The organism is Kribbella sp. NPDC005582, from assembly GCF_040605415.1.
In the GTDB taxonomy this organism is placed as follows: domain Bacteria; phylum Actinomycetota; class Actinomycetes; order Propionibacteriales; family Kribbellaceae; genus Kribbella.
The window spans coordinates 1912178-1927841 of sequence record NZ_JBEXCU010000001.1; the positions used below are offsets into that span (position 1 = coordinate 1912178).

A 15664-nucleotide genomic window follows, 5' to 3' on the forward strand; every position below is an offset into this window, starting at 1 on the left:
GAAGCGTCCGGGTGCGGTCGGGGCCGGACCTCTGTCCTGTCGTCGGTTGATGAGTGGAGCCCATGTCATCGCGCAACAGATCAGCAGCCCCGGCACGCCGTGCGCGGCGGGCGAGGCGTCGTGAGCGGTCCGGGCTCGGGGCACTGGGCCTGGCAATCGCGGGCGTGCTGCTGCCCGGCGTCAGCTACCTGGCAGCCGGTCGGCGGCGGTTGGGAACCGTAGTCACGACTCTCAGTCTCTGCCTGTACGGCGCGGCCGCGTACCTCGCGCTGGTTCGTCGCGACGACGTGATCGCGTGGGCGCTCAATCCCGACGTGCTGCTGCTGATGGTGGTCGGGCTGGCCGTCGTCGCGCTCTGCTGGGTCGCCGTGCTCGTGACGTCGTACAAGATGCTGCGGCCGCTCACCGCGGGACCGGGCGCGCGGCTGGCCGGGTCCGCGGTGATCGGGCTGGTCTGCTTCGGGATGGCCTCCAGTACGGCGCTCGGCGCGCAGACCCTGATGGCGCAGCGGCAGCTTGTGGAGAAGGTCTTTTCGGGTGAGCAGTCGAAGAGCCAGACCCGGCCGAAGATCAAGAACGCGAAGGACCCGTGGGCGCAGATCCCGCGGCTGAACATCCTGCTGCTCGGCGCCGACGACGGCGAGGGCCGCGACAACACCCGGACCGACTCGGTGATGGTCGCGAGTATCGACACCCGGACCGGCAAGACCTCGCTGATCTCGCTCACCCGGAACTGGATGCGGATGCCGTTCCCGGCCGGCACCCGCTTGCACGAGCGGTTCCCGACCGGGTTCTGGGATCCGAACGGCAAGAAGGAGCAGCCGAACTTCTACCTGGACGCGATGTACCGCTTCGTCCCCGCCGAGTGGGGCGATCTGATCGGCCCCTCCGACAACCCGGGCGCCGATGTCCTGAAGATGTCGGTGGGCGAGGCGCTCGGCCTGAAGCTGCACTACTACGTACAGATCAACCTGGCCGGCTTCGCGCAGCTCGTCGAGGCGCTCGGCGGTATCACGGTCAACATCAACTACCCGGTCCCGGTCGGCGGCAACGACGACAAGAAGATTCCGGCCAGCCGCTATCTCGCGCCCGGTCCCGACCGGCACCTGAACGGAACCGACGCGCTCTGGTTCGCCCGCGGCCGCTACAAGGTCAAGGGTGCCGACATCGCCCGGCAGGCCCGGCAGCGGTGCACGGTCAAAGCCATCGTCGAGCGCGCCACCCCGCAGAACGTCATGGCGAACTACCTGGAGCTCGCCAAGGCCGGCGAGAGCCTGGTGCGCACCGACATCCCGCAGAGCATCCTGTCCTCCTTCGTCACCCTCGGCCAGCGGATGAAGAACGCGACCATCACCAACATCGACCTCGACAAGAAGAAGAACTACCCGACCGGCCAGAACCCCAACTACGCGGCGATGCGGGTGATCATCCAGAAGCACCTCAACCCGCCCGCGAAACCGGCCGCCCCGAAACCCACCGCCACGCAGTCCCCGCGCAAGCCGAAGACCACCTCGACGCCGCCGCCCGATCTCAAGGAAGCCTGCGCCTACAACCCCACGAGCTGATCAGGCGGAACGGACGCCGAGGCCGCCGTCGACGGCCCAGTTGGCGCCGGTGACGAAGGCGGCCGCCCGGGAGGCGAGGAAGCAGACGACCTCGGCGACGTCCGCGGGCGTGCCGATCCGGCCGAGCGGATGGACGTCGAGGGCGTGCTCGCGTTCGGCCGGGAAGGTCGTGAAGAACTCCTCGAGGAGATCGGTCGCGATGTAGCCGGGACTGACGGCGTTGACGCGGACGTTGTGCGGTCCGACGTCGAGGGCCAGCGAGCGGGTCATCCCGACCAGTCCGGACTTGGCCGCGGCGTACGGGAACATGCCGGCGGTGGTCAGCGACGAGTGGATCGAGGCGATGTTCACGATCGCGCCGTGCCGGTTCTCGATCATCGACGGCAGTACCTGGCGCGCCATCAGCCAGGCGCCCTTCAGGTCGACGTCGAAGACCGAGTCCCATTCCGCGACGGTCATCCGCGTCGCGTCGGCGTACGCGTTCTTGCCGGCGTTGTTGACCAGCACGGTCGCCGGGCCGAGCTCAGAGCTCAGTTCGCCGACTGCTTTGGCGACAGCGTTCTCGTCGGTGATGTCACCGACGACGGCGGCCACTCGGGCACCGGTGGCCCGTAGTTCGGCGGTCGTCCTCGCGAGCTCACCAGCCAGTACGTCGATCAGCCCGACCGCCGCACCTTCGGCGGCTGCCTTCTCCGCCACCGCGCGCCCGATTCCGCGCGCAGCACCGGTCACCAGCACGACTTCGTCGATCAAACGCTCAGTCACATGGTTGAGGCTAGCCGGGCGTACCGATCGGCCGCGGCCCGAGTCAGCGGCTGCTTGAGCAGAACGAGTTGGTGGTACAGCGGTGCGGTCGCAGCAACCACCACCTCATGCCCGTTGGTCGTCGCGGGCACTTCGCCCCGCGCGACCGCGCGCTCGACGACGACGGCCGAGCGGCGGTAGCGGTCTGCCCAGAACTTCGTCAATGCCTCTGCGGCTTCCGGCGTACGGAACGAGGCGGCGATCACCGCCTGCGTCACCGACGGCTGTTCAGCGAGAGCGTCATAGACCTCGCGATTGAGCGCGATCAGGTCACCCTCGAGCGAACCCGTGTCCGCCGGCGCCCAGTCGTCATCGGTCTGCAGCAGGTCGACGAGCAGCCCGGCCACGGTCTTCCACCGGCGGTAGACAGTCGTCCGATGGACGCCGGAGCGCGCGGCGACGCCGTCGATCGTGAGGCCGTCGTACCCGTGCTCGGTGAGCTCGGCCGCGACGGCGGCCAGCACGTCGGAGCGGACGCGGGCAGATCGTCCGCCCGGCCTGCTTGCGCGATCGGTCTCGGTCATGTCATCATCTTAACGCAACATTCGTCGCTTTAAGGAGCAGCCAGTGATCTTCTGACCCGCCGTTCGCCAGCCCCGAACCCGCGAGAGTCAGGAGACGTATGTCTACCCAGCTGTCCTTGCACGATGTCACCAAGTCCTTCGATCACCAGCTCGTCCTCGACCGGATCAGCTGCGCCTTCCCGCCCGGGCAGATCAGCGGCCTGATCGGCGAGAACGGCTCCGGCAAGTCGACGCTGCTCCGGATCGCGGCCGGTCTCGAGCCGGCCACCGATGGGTCGGTGACCGCTGTTGGCAGCCTGGGATTCCTTGCCCAGGACAACCCGTTGCCGCTCGAGCTCGACGTCGCCGCGCTCGCCGATCACGCACTGGCCGATCTGCGGCGGATCGAGGCGCGCCTCCGCGAGCTCGAGGTCCGGCTCGCGGCCGGTGAGCTCGAGATCCTCGACGAGTACGGCGAACTGCAGGCGGAGTTCGAGCTTCGGGAGGGCTACGACGCGGACGCCCGGTTCGCGCGGGCCACGCACGGGCTCGGGCTGTCGACAGTGCCTGCCGATCGCCGGTTGTCGGAGCTGTCGGGTGGAGAGCTCGCCCGGCTGCATCTGGCCGCGGTCCTCGCCTCGGCGCCGGAGATCCTGCTGCTCGACGAACCAACCAACCATTTGGATATCGCTGCCGCCACCTGGCTGGAGAGCCATCTGCGCTCTCGACGGGGTACGACGGTGGTGGTGTCGCACGACCGCGCGTTCCTCGAGCGGGTGGCGTCGACGCTCTTCGAGGTCGACGGCGATACGCACCGGATCACGCGGTACGGCAACGGCTACCAGGGCTACCTGGTGGAGAAGGCCGCCGAGCGAGCCCGCCTCGAGCAGGCCCGGCAGCAGTGGGAGGACGACGTCGCCGCAATGCGCGACACCGTCCGCACCACCGCGGACCGGGTGGCGCACGGGCGACCGATGAAGGACAACAACAAGGTCGCCTACGACCGGGCCACCGGCCGGGTGAACGAAGCGGAGCGGAGCAAGATCCGCAACGCCAAGGAGAGGTTGCGCCGGTTGGAGGAGGATCCGGCGCCGATCCCGGCGAAGCCGCTGCGCTTCACCGCGGCACTCCGGACGACCGGGTCCGCGGCCGGGCTCAGCGCTGTTGGTGTCGCGGTCAAGGACCGGCTTCGGCCGACTTCGGTCGACGTACCGGCTGGTGGGCGGCTGCTGATCACCGGACCGAACGGCATCGGCAAGTCCACGCTGCTCGACCTCCTCGCCGGCCGTCTGCGGCCGGACTCTGGGTACGTCGAACGCCGTGGCCGGATCGGCTACCTCCACCAGGAGGTGACCGAAGCCCGACCGGACGAGCCGCTCCGTTCGGCACTCGCCCGTCATCAGGGCGCCGCCGGACTGGGGCTGTTCCGCGCCGATCAGCTGTCGACGAAGGTCGGCGACCTGTCCACGGGACAGCGCCGCCGGCTCGCCCTCGCTCGCCTGCTGAGTACGCCGTACGACGTACTGCTGCTCGACGAACCCACCAACCATCTGTCGCTCGTCCTCGTCGAAGAACTGGAGTCAGCGCTCGACCGGTACGCCGGAGCCCTCGTCGTGGTCAGCCACGACCGCCGGTTCGTCTCGCGCTGGCGTGGCGCCGTACTCGATCTGAAGGGGTCCTGCCTTGTCACACACTGAAATCTCCGGCCCGGGCGAAGGCCCGTACGGCGTCGCGGTCGCGGACGGAGTCGTGTGGACGACGCTCGTGCACGCGGGTGCGGTCGTGCGGCTGAGTGCGGACGGTCCGCAGCGTTTTGAGTTGGCTGCGCCGGAGTCCCGGCCGATGGTGATCACGTCGAGTGGTGCTGGCGTTTGGTTCGCGCGGAGCGGCGATGGACACATCGGGCATATCGATGCCGCTGGCAACGTTTCGGCGGTCGCCGTGCCGGGGTCGCCGTACGGGGTTTGTGTCGGGCCGGACGGGGCCCTGTGGTGCACGTTGATGGATACGGATCAGGTTGCGCGGGTCGCTGCGGATGGCGTCGTGACGACGTACCCGATCGGGGTGGCCGGTGCGTTTCCGGCGGTGATCACTGCCTCTGATGAGTTGTGGTTCACGCTCAATCAGGGGAACGCGATCGGGCGGATGACGACGGCCGGGGCGGTGACGACGTACCCGTTGCCTACCTCAGGCGCGGGACCGGTCGGGATCAGCGCTGGCGGCTCGTCGGTGTGGTTCGTGGAACTGCAGGCGGATCAGGCTGGGCGGATTACCGCGGACGGGAAGATCGAGGAGTTCCCGTTGCCGACTGGGTCGAAGCCGCATGCAGTGGTGGCGACCGAGGACGGCGGGTGCTGGATCACGTTGTGGGGCTCGGGTTCGCTGGCGCGGCTCGATGCCGGCGGCTCGGTCGTCTCGGTGTTCGAGTTGGGTGCAGGGTCCGAGCCGCACGGGCTCGCCGTCGACGCCGACGGTTCGGTCTGGGTCGCGCTCGAGAACGGTTCGCTTGCTCACATCCACGCTGGAGAGTGAGGGGTCTCACGCGCTCGAGGGAGGTGCGGTCCGGGCTAGCGGGAGGAGAGTGGTGGTGTGGCCACCACGGTTCTAGCCCGGACAGCGCAGCACAGGGTTCGCGACGTGATCGCGGTCGGACGACCGGCGTTCTGGGTTGTCTCGATCGTGCCGTACTACGTCGGCATCCTGCTCGCGACGCGGCAACTGGTACCGCCGCTGGAGGAGTGGCCGCGGCTGATCGTCGGCGCGGTGGTGATGGGTCCGCTGGTCTGGCTCGCGGTGCTCGCGGTCAACGACGCGTACGACCTGCCGAGCGATCGGCTCAACCCCCGCAAAGCGAAATCGCCCTTGCTGGACGGGCGAATCACGCTCCGCGCGGCGAAGCGGCTCGCCTTCGCAGCTGCGGTAGCGGCGGTGGGGATCAGCCTGCATGTCGGGGTTGTGTTCGCCCTCGGGGTGCTGCTCGCGGTTCTGCTCGGCTACGCGTACAGCGTGCCGCCGGTGCGGCTGAAGACCCGCGCTGGGTTCGATGTCGCGGTCAATGCGCTTGCCCTGGGTGCGTTCGGTCCGCTCGCCGGATGGGCCGCGATCAATCCTGATCTCAGCGACTTCCCGTGGCTGATGGGGTTGCAGGGGACGCTGGCCGCGGTCGGGCTTTACCTGCCGACCACGCTCGCTGATCTGGAGGCCGACCGGGCGGCTGGGTACCACACGATCGCGGTTCGGTACGGCGCGCGGACGACGTACCGGCTGGGGTACGGCGCCTGGATCGCGGCGGCGGCGCTGTCGGTCATCCTGGCGGCGACGGACACGATCATCCCGCGCAGCATGCTGGTGCTCGAGGTGGTGATGGTGCCTGTACTGGTCGTCGCCTACGGCAAGCTGATCGGACCGCGACAGTCCTTCAAGGGCATCATCGTGCTGGCGTCGCTGTTCCTCTTCCCGTGTGCGACCTTCGCGCTCACCTATACCGGCGTGCTCTGACCTTTACAACGACGGAACTGGCCGGGACCCTGAGGTCTCATGACTGTCATTCGCTCCGAGCTGGAGGCCGGCTACACCCTCAGCCAGGCCGACCTCGCGCACTTCCGCCAGTACGGCTTCGTGAAACTCAAGAACGTGCTGAGCCCTGAAACGATCGCGGCGTACGAGCCGGAGATCACGGGAAAGGTCATCGAGCTCAACACTCAGCACCTGCCGCTGGCGTCGCGTGACACGTACGGGAAGGCCTTCCTGCAGGTCACCAATCTGTGGCAGCACAGCGAGCAGGTGCTGGAGTTCGTCTCGTCGCCACGGCTGGCTCGGATCGCCGCGCAGTTGCTGGGCGTGCGGTCGGTGCGGCTGTACCACGATCAGGCGCTGTACAAGGAGTCCGGCGGCGGGGTGACACCGTGGCACGCGGACCAGTACTACTGGCCGTTTGCGACCGATCGGTGCGTGACGGTGTGGGTGCCTCTGCAGGAAACGCCAATGGAGATGGGGCCGCTGTCGTTCGCCGCCGGGAGCCACACTTTTGAGCATGGGCGCGACCTGCCGATCAGCGACGAGTCCGAGCGGGTGTTGCAGGAGGCGCTTGCTGAGCAAGAGTTTCCGGAGGTGTCGGAGCCTTATGCGCTGGGCGAGGTCAGCTATCACTTGGGCTGGACGTTCCACCACGCGCCGGCCAACACGACGTCGGTGCCGCGTCGGGTGATGACGGTGATCTACGTCGACGCCGCGATGGAGATCTCCGAACCCGTGAACGACGCCCAGCGCAACGACCTCGCCTGGATGCCCGGCGTCAAGCCTGGCGACCGCATCACCTCGCCACTGAACCCGGTGCTGTATTAGTCGACGATCTCCAGGAGCGGTTCCTGGCCGTCGGTCACTGGGAAGTAGGCGAGGAAGGTGACACCCTCCGGGCCGGCGTCGAAGCGGACCCGCTCGTCGGCCGGCTCGTAGAACAGGTCGCCGGGGGTCAGCACGAGCTCGGGCTCGTCCCTCAGCTGGTAGATGGCTGAGCCTTCCTCGATGCTGCCGAAGACTGGGCCGTTGTGCGTATGCACGCCGACTGCGGTGTTGGGCTGCATGGTGATCCGGCGCGCCTGCACCCGCCGTACGGGAAGGTCGGCAGGCAGCGTCTGGTCGAGGACGATCTCGCGAGTGATCTGTTCGGTGCTCATGCGAGGAGTGTACATACCAATAGGTACAGAATGCGTGTGTATACGGCGGGTTAGCTGTCGGGGAGGGAGCGCTTCTGCGGGTAGACCGTCTCACCCCGAGACAACTGCTCGACGAACTGGGCGATTCGGCGTTCGCGGGTTTCGGGGCGTTTGGCGCTGGTGACTCGGAAGACCACGGCGAAGCGGTTGGCGCTGGTGAGGATGTCGAACATGGCTTGTGCTCGGGGAACGGCGGCCAGGGCGGCGGTGAGGTCGGCGGGGATCTCCAGGTTGGCGGAGCCGCTGTAGGCGTTGGCCCAGCGGCCATCCGCCTTGGCTCGGTCTACTTCGGCGCGGCCTGCGGGGTGCATGCGGCCGGCTTCCTCCAGGCGGGCGATGTAGTCGACGTTGCGTTGGGACCAGGTACTGCGGGGGCGGCGAGGGGTGTAGCGCTGGAGATAGGTGTGTTCGTCGCGGGTTTTGCGTTGGCCGTCGATCCAGCCGTGGCAGAGGGCTTCGTCGAGGGCATCGGCGACGACGAGGCTGGTCGGCGTGGTGACGTTCTTCTTGGCGAGGACGAGCCAGACGCCGTCGCTGGTCGCGTGGTTCGCGGCGAGCCACTCGTGCCAGGCAGCCGCGTCGGAGAGGATCAGCTCTTCGGTCATCGGGAGGTCTCCTGGAAGCGGGCGGCGATGTGGTGGGCGGCGTCGATGAGTTCGGGTGGGCCGACGAGTTCCAGGTCGCACTCGAACATGGCGAAGCGGGAGGCCAGGCCGACCCAGGACCAAGCCGTCATCGTCACGCGGCAACTGGTCGGAGTGACTTCCTCGACCATCGTGTCCTGTCCGGACCATGGCGCGACTTCGTCGGCGGGCAGTTGCAGGACGGCTTCGCCGCGGCAGGGGTATTGGTCCTTGGTCTTGAACTGCCGCGCGATGTACTCCGCGACATCCGCGGCCGGCAGTTCGCGCGGGGTGAACCGTGGCCCGGTCGGCGTCTTCGGCGTGATCCGGTCGACCCGGAAGGTTCGCCAGTCGGCTCGGTCGAGGTCCCAGCCGATCAGGTACCAGCGGCCACCCCAGGTGACGAGGTGGTGCGGTTCGACCTTCCGCGGCGGCAGCCATTCACCTTCGGGCGCGCCCGGCGACTGGTAGTCGAAGCGCAGGATCTCCTGGGCGCGGACCGCCATGCCGATCGCGATCAGCTGGTTCGAATCGACCGTCGTACGGCGGCGGTTCGGGTACCGGTCGATCGTCGTGACCTGGAGTGCGTCGACCCGCTGGCGCAGCCGCGCGGGCATCACCTGACGAACCGTCGCGAGCGCCCGCAGCGCGCCTTCCTCGATACCGGCGACCGTGGTGGTCGCGGTCTGCAGGGCGACCGCGACCGCGATCGCCTGGTCGTCGTCGAAGAGCAGCGGTGGCAGCTCGGCTCCGGCGTCGAGCCGATAGCCGCCGTCCGGGCCTTTGATCGCGCGCACCGGGTAGCCCAGGTCGCGTAGCCGGTCGACGTCGCGGCGGACTGTGCGCGAGCTGACTTCCAGGCGTTCGGCCAGCAGCGCGCCCGGCCAGTCCCGGCGGGCCTGGAGCAACGAGAGCAGCGAGAGCAACCGCGCTGAGGTTTCGGACATGGGACCAGCTTGCCACCAATAGCGGCCCGGTTCTGTCCGCTTCTTCAGCTGGCGCAATTGGGTCATGGCTCCGATCGGTCTCCCCGAAAGTTGCCGCCATCACCTACGGTGTCGGGCAGATCACTCCCCGCCCGAAGGAGATCTGTATGAGGCCCCGCCCTGCCTTCCTGACTGTTTTCGGTTCGCTCGCCGCCGCCGCGCTGGCCGCGACCAGCGCTGTCGCCGCCGTACCGTCCGACGGTCCGAGCGCCGCCCCGGCCGTGTCGCAGGCGGTGCTCGCCACCGACACCGACGGCGACTCGCTGCCCGACAGCTGGGAGACCAACGGGTACGACGCCAACGGCGACGGCGTGATCGACGTCAACCTGAAGGCGATGGGTGCCGACCCGAAGAAGAAGGACCTGTTCGTCGAGATGGACTACATGAGCGGCCGGCTGGCCAGCGTCGCCGCGCTGGACCGGATCGTCCAGGTCTTCGCGCAGGCCCCGGTCAGCAACCCGAACGGCACCACCGGGATCAAGATCCATCTCGACGCCGGTACGGCGCGCGGTACGGCGTACAACCTCGGTGGTGGCAACCAGGTCGCCTACGACGCGGACCTGAACCCGTCGGCGTCGCAGACCACCGCGATCAAGAACGCCAACTTCAAGTCGGTCCGCAAGGCCGTCTTCCACTACATGCTCTGGGCCGACAGCTACGACGGCGGCTGCAGCAGCGGCCAGGCCTTCAACATCCCGAACGACACGTTCATCGTCACGGTCGGCCCGAAGTGCACGTGGAACGCGACTGACAACACCAACGTCGGCACGTTCATCCACGAGCTCGGGCACAACCTCGGCCTCCGGCACGGCGGCTCGGACAACGGCAACTACAAGCCGAACTACCTGAGCGTGATGAACTACTTCTTCCAGCTCGGCGGTGTCCCGAAGGCCGACGGCACGCGCTACTGGAGCTACTCCAACGTCGCCCCGGCGGCGCTGAACGAGACGAGCCTGAAGGAGTCGGTCGGCCTCGGCGCCACCGCGTCGGCGTACAAGACGAGCTGGAAGTGCCCAAACGGCACCAGCCGTACGACGACCGGCGCGGCCAGCGGCCCGATCGACTGGAACTGCGACGGTGACGCGACCGACACCACGGCGGCCGACATCAACGACGACAACGCCAACACCACACTGACCACCCAGAACAACTGGGCCAACATCGTGTTCGGCGGCGGCGCCGTCGGTCAGGGTGCGAACCTCCAGTCGAAGACCGCGCAGGCGGAACTGCAGGAGATGACCCACAGCGAGTGGACCAAGCTCCAGCAGCACTAAACCGCCCAGACACCGGTGGGCGCGGTATCGCGCGCCCACTCGGTGAAGTCGCGGGGCGGCCGGCCGAGAATCTTCTGTACGCCGTCCGATACGTACTCCGAGCGGTGGTTGCGAATCACGGCGAACAGGTCGCGGACGGCCTCGGCATCTTCGCGGGGCAGGCCCTGCTCGAGCAGTTCGGCGACGTGCTGCTCGGGATCGAGGTCGACGTACTTGATCGGGCGGCCTGTCGCGGTGCTGAGCTCGGCGGCGACCTCGGCCATCGTGAGCGTGCGCGGGCCGGAGAGCGCGTAGGTCGCGCCGGTGTGCGCCTCGTCGAGAAGGACCGCGGCCATCACGTCGCCGACGTCGTTGGTGTCGATCCACGCTTCGCCGCCGTCACCGGCCGAGAGCCGGATCTCGCCTGCCAGCACGTCGTACCGGAAGACGTCTTCGCTGAAGCCTTGGGCGAACCAGGCCGGCTGGATGATCGTCCAGTCCGCCCCACTCCCCTGTACGGCGTGCTCCAGTCCGAGCTGACCTTCGTAGACGGCGAACTCGCGGCCGGGGCTGCCGACACCGCGGCCGGACAGCAGCACGATGCGGCGGAGTCCTTCGGCGGCTGCCTGCTGCACGAAGCGGCCGGCCTGGGCGAGTCCGGTCGGGCCGACCGGCGGTGCCAGGTACGCCGTTTCTGCGCCGGCGATGGTCGGGGACCACGTGCTCTCGTCGTACCAGTCGAAGCGCTGTGCGCTTGATCGGGAGGCGAGCCGGTAGCGGACGCCGCGGGCGTCGAGCTGGGCCGCGACGCGGCGGCCAGTCTTGCCTTTGCCACCCAGGATGAGGATCGGTGTCGTTGTCATGGGAGTAGTTCATCGCGACGAGATGAGCTTAACCATGGCTGTTCAGCGCAATTAGATGTCCGATACGCTCAGCCCCATGGATGTGCTCGATGACCTGCTGACCGGGACCCGCGCGGTGGACGGGGTGTTCAACCTCGGCATTCTGGAGCCGCCGTGGGCCCTGGAGATCCGCGAGGAGGCACCGCTAGCGCTGGCGACGATGGTGCGCGGCGAGGCCTGGATCACCCGGGACGGGATCGAGCCGCTGCGGATGGGCCCGGGCGATGTCGCGGTCTTCACCGGGACGACGCCGTACGTCGTCGGCGACAGCATCGGCACCGAGCCCCAGCTGCGGATCCTGCCCGGCAACATCTGCCACCCGTTGCCCGGGGCCCCTATTGACTACAGCGAGCGGCTCGGACTGCGCACGTACGGCGGTCGTGCGGAAGGCTCGGCGATGATTGCCAGCGGCACCTATCTGGTTCCGGGCGATGTCAGCCGGCGACTGGTCAACGCGCTGCCGTCGGTACTGGTCGTCCCGGCCGGCGATGTGGCCGGGCCGGTGATGGACATGATCGCCGGCGAGATCCGGCGCGAGTCGCCCGGTCAGCAGAGCGTGCTCGATCGCTGGCTCGATCTGGCGTTGATCGTCACGTTGCGAGCGTGGTTCGATCGACCGGAGTCGCAGGCACCCGGGTGGTACCAGGCGCAGACCGATCCGGTCGCCGGCGCTGCACTGCGGTTGCTGCACGAAGATCCGGCGTACCCGTGGAGTGTTCCCGAGCTCGCCGACCGCGTCGGGGTTTCCCGAGCCAGCCTCGCCCGCCGCTTCACCGCGGTCGTCGGCGAGGCGCCGATGAGCTACCTCACCAGCTGGCGCATCACGCTCGCGGCCGACCAGCTCCGCAGTACGCAGGACACCGTGGAGACGATCGCTCGCCGGGTCGGCTACGCGAATGCGTTCGCGCTGAGCGTCGCCTTCAAGCGAGTGCGCGGCACGACGCCCACCGCGCACCGGCGCCAGGCCGCCTAGGTCGTCGTCGCCTTCATGAAGGCGAGGGCTTGCGGCCAGGCGAGCTTGAAGGCGGCGGCGTTGATCTCGTTGTCGTGCCGGGACTTGTCCGAGAAGCCGTGCTGCGCACCCGGGAAGTACTGCGTGAACGTCGCTCCGACCTGCCGCGACTGGAGTGCGATCTGCAGCGCCTCGAAGTCGGCGATCGGTACCAAGGTGTCGGCGCTCGGGTAGCTCACCAGCACCGGCGCGACGATGCCGGCCGCATCGGCGATCGTGTCGTGCGTGTGTTGCGGGTGCCGCTCCGACGGACTGGTCGGGTGGAACGCGATCACGTTCGCCAGCCGCTGGTCACGCGCGCCGAGCAGCAGCGCGAACCGACCGCCCAGGCACCAGCCCATCACGCCCACCTTGCTGCAGCCCAGCTCGTTGACCAGGTAGTCCAGCAGCGCTCGCTGCTCGGCCAGCGCCTCGTCGTCATCCATCTCCAGCAGCAGGTCGGACAACTCTTCACGCGTCGTGTTGTCCGTACTCCGCCCCTTGAACGGATCCCAGACCAGCGCGGTGATCCCGGCGGCGGCCAACTCGTCCGCCCACTCCCGGACCTGCTCACCGATCCCCGTGATCATCGGCAGCAGCAGCATCGCCGACCGCCCGACCCGCGCCAGATAAGCGTCCTGATCCCCGACCTGCACCGTCATACCCATGCGATGGATCTTAGTGTTTCAGCATCCGCGGTACGGCGGCGTTCACCAGGATCAGGATCAGTACGGAGAAGATCAGCAGCGCCGTGGCCGCCGGGAGGAGCGCGATACCGAGGCCGATGGCGAGGACCGGCAGCGCCAGACCGGCGTACGCGATCAGGAAGAGCGCGGCCAGGACCTCGCCGCGGGAGCCCGCGTCGGCGAGTGACGCGGCGGTGGCTACGGCACCGCGGAAGACCAGACCGACGCCGGCTCCGGCGATCACGCCGCCGAGGACGAAGAGGGCGAGGTTCGGAATCAGGCCGCCGACCGCGATGCCGGCCAGGCCGACCGACATCAGGACCAGGCCGAGGCGAAGCTGGTTGCGCCGTTCCATCCGGACGAAGACGATCTGGCTGCCCGCTCCGGCGATGAAGACCGCGAACGTGACGACACCGGCCAGGATCCGCGAGGGCTGGTGCAGTACGCCGGCCAAGAAGGTCGGGGCCAGTGACGTGAACAGCCCGAAGATCGAGAACGCCGCGAAGGCACCGATCGCGCTGGCGAAGAACAATGGCTTGGCGGCCGACGGCAGCGCGACTCGCTGCGGCCGGTACGCCGGACGCTCCTCCAGCCGCTCGACGGTCTCGGGAACCAGTGCGATTCCGACCGCGCTCAGCAGCAACAGCACCAGGAAGATCTCGTACGGACGCTCGAGCGGACTGGCGACGTACTGGGCGAGCACGCCGCCGACCAGCGGGCCGAACGCCAGGCCGCCGAGGTTGACCATGCTCGAGATCAGCGCGGACCGGCTCGGGTCCTCGTCCGGCCGCGCGATCTTCCGCAGCTCGGAGAGGTGAGCCGTCGCGGTCGCGGTCAGTACGCCGACGCCGACGCCGGAGATGAAGCGGGCGAGCAACAGACCGGGAACCTCCGGCCAGATCAGGAAGATCGCCGCCGACACGGCCTCGGCCAGGACGGCGAGCAGCGCCACGCGGCGGCGACCGAGCCAGTCGCTGACGTGACCGGCGAGGTACAGGCTGACCATCACGCCGACCGCGTAGGCCGCGAAGATGATCGTGATCAGGTACGTCGGGAATCCGTCGCGCCGCTGGTAGAGCGCGTAGAGCGGGGTCGGGACGGTCGAGAACGCCATCGTGATCAGGAAGGCCGCGGCGATCACCCAGAAACCCGGCTGGTGAGCGAACCGCACCCGGGACCCGACAGCTCGGGACGAAGTCAGCGTTGTGGACATATCAACAGAGTCCCTCGGAACATCTATCGAGTCCAACGAAAGTTCTTGCACGCTCTTATCGAGAGTGGCGATAATTCGGCCTGTGGACAACCGGCAACTCGAGTACTTCGTCGCGGTCGCGGAAGAGCTGAGCTTCACGCGGGCAGCGCAGCGGCTGTTCACCGTGCAGTCCACGGTCTCGGCGGCGATCCGCGCGTTGGAGACAGACCTGCGGACGACGCTCTTCGACCGCTCGACGCGACGGGTGACGTTGTCGGCCGCGGGGGCCGCGCTGTTGCCGGAGGCGAAGGCGGCGCTGGAGGCGCTCGACCGCGCGCGCTCCGTGGTCGAGGAGGCCTCGACCGGGCTCCGCGGCAACCTGCGGATCGGCACGATGACCCGGCTCGGCCTGGTCGACCTCGCGCCGCTGCTCGGGGCGTTCCACCAGAAGTATCCGCTGGTCGACGTCCAGGTGACGACATCGCCGACCGGTTCGAGCGGCCTGGCCGACGACGTACGGCATGGGCGGCTTGATGTCGCCCTGCTCGGCCTGCCGCCGTCGGAGCTGGGCGGACTGGAGGCGCGCGAGCTGGCCTCGGTGCCGTTCGCCGTCCTGGTGCCGCCTGCGCATCGGCTGGCTGGCGAGGCTTCGGTCGTGCTTGAGCAGCTGGCCGGGGAGCGGTTCGTCGACATGCTGCGCGGGTTCGGCAATCGACGGATGGTGGATCAGGCCTTCGAACGTGCCGGGATTCCGCGCCAGGTGCAGGTCGAGGTACCCGACCTGAGCGAGGTCCCGGAGTACGTCCGCGCCGGGCTCGGGATCGCCGTCGTACCGGAGATCTCGCCGTTGGTCCCCGGCGTGGTGCACCTGGCACTGACCGAGCCGGCCCTGAGCTGGACGTTGTCGGTGGCAACGATCGCCGGTCGGCGGCCGAGCCGGGCCGTGGTCGCGCTGCTGGAGCTGCTCGCCGACGGAGTCCGGCCGGGCTCCTTCTGAACTACGGTAGGCAGATGTGGTCCAAGGGTGCACCTGGAGTACTTGAGCTGCCGTCGGGACGGTTCGTGCGCGGACGCGGTCTGCGCAACGGTCCGGCGGTCACCCCGTTCCCGACGTACGGCGTGTATCTGCTCGGCTCCGCGCCGCCTGCCGTGGAGTGGGAGTCGCGGTGGTTGCGGTGGCCCGACTTCCGGCTGCCCGTGTCGCGTGACGAGGCCCGCGAGGTGTTCCTGGACGCGTTGGAGCGTTCGGGGTCGGAGCGCGTCGAGTTCGCCTGTGGAGGCGGGCGCGGACGCACCGGTACGGCGCTCGCCTGTCTCGCGGTGCTGGACGGGGCACCGGCCGCGGAAGCAGTGGCCTACGTCCGCCGGAACTACGACTCGCACGCGGTCGAGACACCGTGGCAGAAGCGGTTCGTGCGGCGGTTCCAGTAAATCTGTTGACCTC

General features: G+C 68.5%; 17 protein-coding genes. 9 read left to right on the forward strand and 8 right to left on the reverse strand.

Annotated elements, in window-relative coordinates; all coding sequences use genetic code 11:
* The first annotated feature begins 62 nt into the window (after positions 1 to 62).
* Positions 63 to 1565, forward strand: a complete 1503-nt coding sequence (locus ABZS29_RS09490; protein WP_355460135.1) for an LCP family protein — start codon at positions 63 to 65, stop codon at positions 1563 to 1565.
* Here the strand turns inward: ABZS29_RS09490 and ABZS29_RS09495 are convergent, their stop codons facing one another.
* Together ABZS29_RS09495 and ABZS29_RS09500 are read right to left on the reverse strand one after the other, a co-directional pair.
* Positions 1566 to 2330 carry a glucose 1-dehydrogenase gene (locus ABZS29_RS09495; RefSeq protein WP_355460137.1) on the reverse strand — a complete coding sequence of 255 codons (765 nt, stop codon included), beginning with the start codon at positions 2328 to 2330 and terminating at the stop codon, positions 1566 to 1568.
* Entirely contained in the window at positions 2327 to 2893 is a 567-nt protein-coding gene (locus tag ABZS29_RS09500; RefSeq protein ID WP_355460139.1) for a TetR/AcrR family transcriptional regulator, read from the reverse strand. Before ABZS29_RS09500 ends, ABZS29_RS09495 begins: the two co-directional genes overlap by 4 nt.
* Before the next feature lie 98 nt (positions 2894 to 2991).
* Between ABZS29_RS09500 and ABZS29_RS09505 the strand changes: the two genes are divergently transcribed.
* The 4 genes from ABZS29_RS09505 to ABZS29_RS09520 are packed head-to-tail and all read left to right on the forward strand — an operon-like array spanning position 2992 to position 7216.
* The gene (locus ABZS29_RS09505; RefSeq protein WP_355460141.1) at positions 2992 to 4569 is read left to right on the forward strand and encodes an ABC-F family ATP-binding cassette domain-containing protein; all 1578 of its coding nucleotides are present in this window, start codon (positions 2992 to 2994) and stop codon (positions 4567 to 4569) included.
* The gene (locus ABZS29_RS09510) at positions 4556 to 5404 is read left to right on the forward strand and encodes a virginiamycin B lyase (RefSeq protein WP_355460143.1); all 849 of its coding nucleotides are present in this window, start codon (positions 4556 to 4558) and stop codon (positions 5402 to 5404) included. Before ABZS29_RS09505 ends, ABZS29_RS09510 begins: the two co-directional genes overlap by 14 nt.
* Positions 5405 to 5461: 57 nt before the next feature.
* Positions 5462 to 6370, forward strand: a complete 909-nt coding sequence (locus ABZS29_RS09515; RefSeq protein WP_355460145.1) for a UbiA prenyltransferase family protein — start codon at positions 5462 to 5464, stop codon at positions 6368 to 6370.
* A gap of 39 nt (positions 6371 to 6409) precedes the next feature.
* Positions 6410 to 7216: a phytanoyl-CoA dioxygenase family protein gene (locus ABZS29_RS09520; RefSeq protein ID WP_355460146.1), complete on the forward strand. Its 807-nt coding sequence runs from the start codon at positions 6410 to 6412 to the stop codon at positions 7214 to 7216.
* Here the strand turns inward: ABZS29_RS09520 and ABZS29_RS09525 are convergent.
* The 3 genes from ABZS29_RS09525 to ABZS29_RS09535 are packed head-to-tail and all read right to left on the reverse strand — an operon-like array spanning position 7213 to position 9157.
* Entirely contained in the window at positions 7213 to 7548 is a 336-nt protein-coding gene (locus ABZS29_RS09525) for a cupin domain-containing protein (RefSeq protein ID WP_355460147.1), read from the reverse strand. The genes ABZS29_RS09520 and ABZS29_RS09525 overlap by 4 nt on opposite strands.
* A 50-nt stretch (positions 7549 to 7598) precedes the next feature.
* The gene (locus ABZS29_RS09530; protein ID WP_355460149.1) at positions 7599 to 8192 is read right to left on the reverse strand and encodes a YdeI/OmpD-associated family protein; all 594 of its coding nucleotides are present in this window, start codon (positions 8190 to 8192) and stop codon (positions 7599 to 7601) included.
* Positions 8189 to 9157 carry a WYL domain-containing protein gene (locus tag ABZS29_RS09535; protein ID WP_355460151.1) on the reverse strand — a complete coding sequence of 323 codons (969 nt, stop codon included), beginning with the start codon at positions 9155 to 9157 and terminating at the stop codon, positions 8189 to 8191. The genes ABZS29_RS09530 and ABZS29_RS09535 overlap by 4 nt, the downstream gene beginning before the upstream one ends.
* 146 nt (positions 9158 to 9303) lie before the next feature.
* Here ABZS29_RS09535 and ABZS29_RS09540 point away from each other — a divergent pair, with 146 nt between their 5' ends.
* Entirely contained in the window at positions 9304 to 10470 is a 1167-nt protein-coding gene (locus ABZS29_RS09540; protein ID WP_355460153.1) for a zinc-dependent metalloprotease family protein, read from the forward strand.
* On the opposite strand, the gene ABZS29_RS09545 is transcribed toward ABZS29_RS09540, so the two are convergent.
* A complete protein-coding gene (locus tag ABZS29_RS09545) occupies positions 10467 to 11312 on the reverse strand; it encodes an NAD(P)H-binding protein (protein WP_355460155.1) in 846 nt (281 codons plus the stop codon). The two genes, ABZS29_RS09540 and ABZS29_RS09545, sit on opposite strands and share 4 nt — an antisense overlap.
* Positions 11313 to 11388: 76 nt before the next feature.
* Between ABZS29_RS09545 and ABZS29_RS09550 the strand changes: the two genes are divergently transcribed.
* Entirely contained in the window at positions 11389 to 12324 is a 936-nt protein-coding gene (locus ABZS29_RS09550; RefSeq protein ID WP_355460157.1) for an AraC family transcriptional regulator, read from the forward strand.
* Here the strand turns inward: ABZS29_RS09550 and ABZS29_RS09555 are convergent.
* Together ABZS29_RS09555 and ABZS29_RS09560 are read right to left on the reverse strand one after the other, a co-directional pair.
* The gene (locus ABZS29_RS09555; protein ID WP_355460159.1) at positions 12321 to 13010 is read right to left on the reverse strand and encodes a dienelactone hydrolase family protein; all 690 of its coding nucleotides are present in this window, start codon (positions 13008 to 13010) and stop codon (positions 12321 to 12323) included. The two genes, ABZS29_RS09550 and ABZS29_RS09555, sit on opposite strands and share 4 nt — an antisense overlap.
* Before the next feature lie 10 nt (positions 13011 to 13020).
* Positions 13021 to 14241 (reverse strand): MFS transporter, encoded by a 1221-nt coding sequence (locus ABZS29_RS09560; RefSeq protein WP_355460161.1) that lies wholly within the window; start codon positions 14239 to 14241, stop codon positions 13021 to 13023.
* Positions 14242 to 14323: 82 nt separating this feature from the next.
* Here ABZS29_RS09560 and ABZS29_RS09565 point away from each other — a divergent pair, with 82 nt between their 5' ends.
* Entirely contained in the window at positions 14324 to 15217 is an 894-nt protein-coding gene (locus tag ABZS29_RS09565) for a LysR family transcriptional regulator (protein ID WP_355460162.1), read from the forward strand.
* Between the two features lie 14 nt (positions 15218 to 15231).
* Positions 15232 to 15651, forward strand: a complete 420-nt coding sequence (locus ABZS29_RS09570) for a protein phosphatase (protein WP_355460164.1) — start codon at positions 15232 to 15234, stop codon at positions 15649 to 15651.
* Positions 15652 to 15664 lie beyond the last annotated feature (13 nt).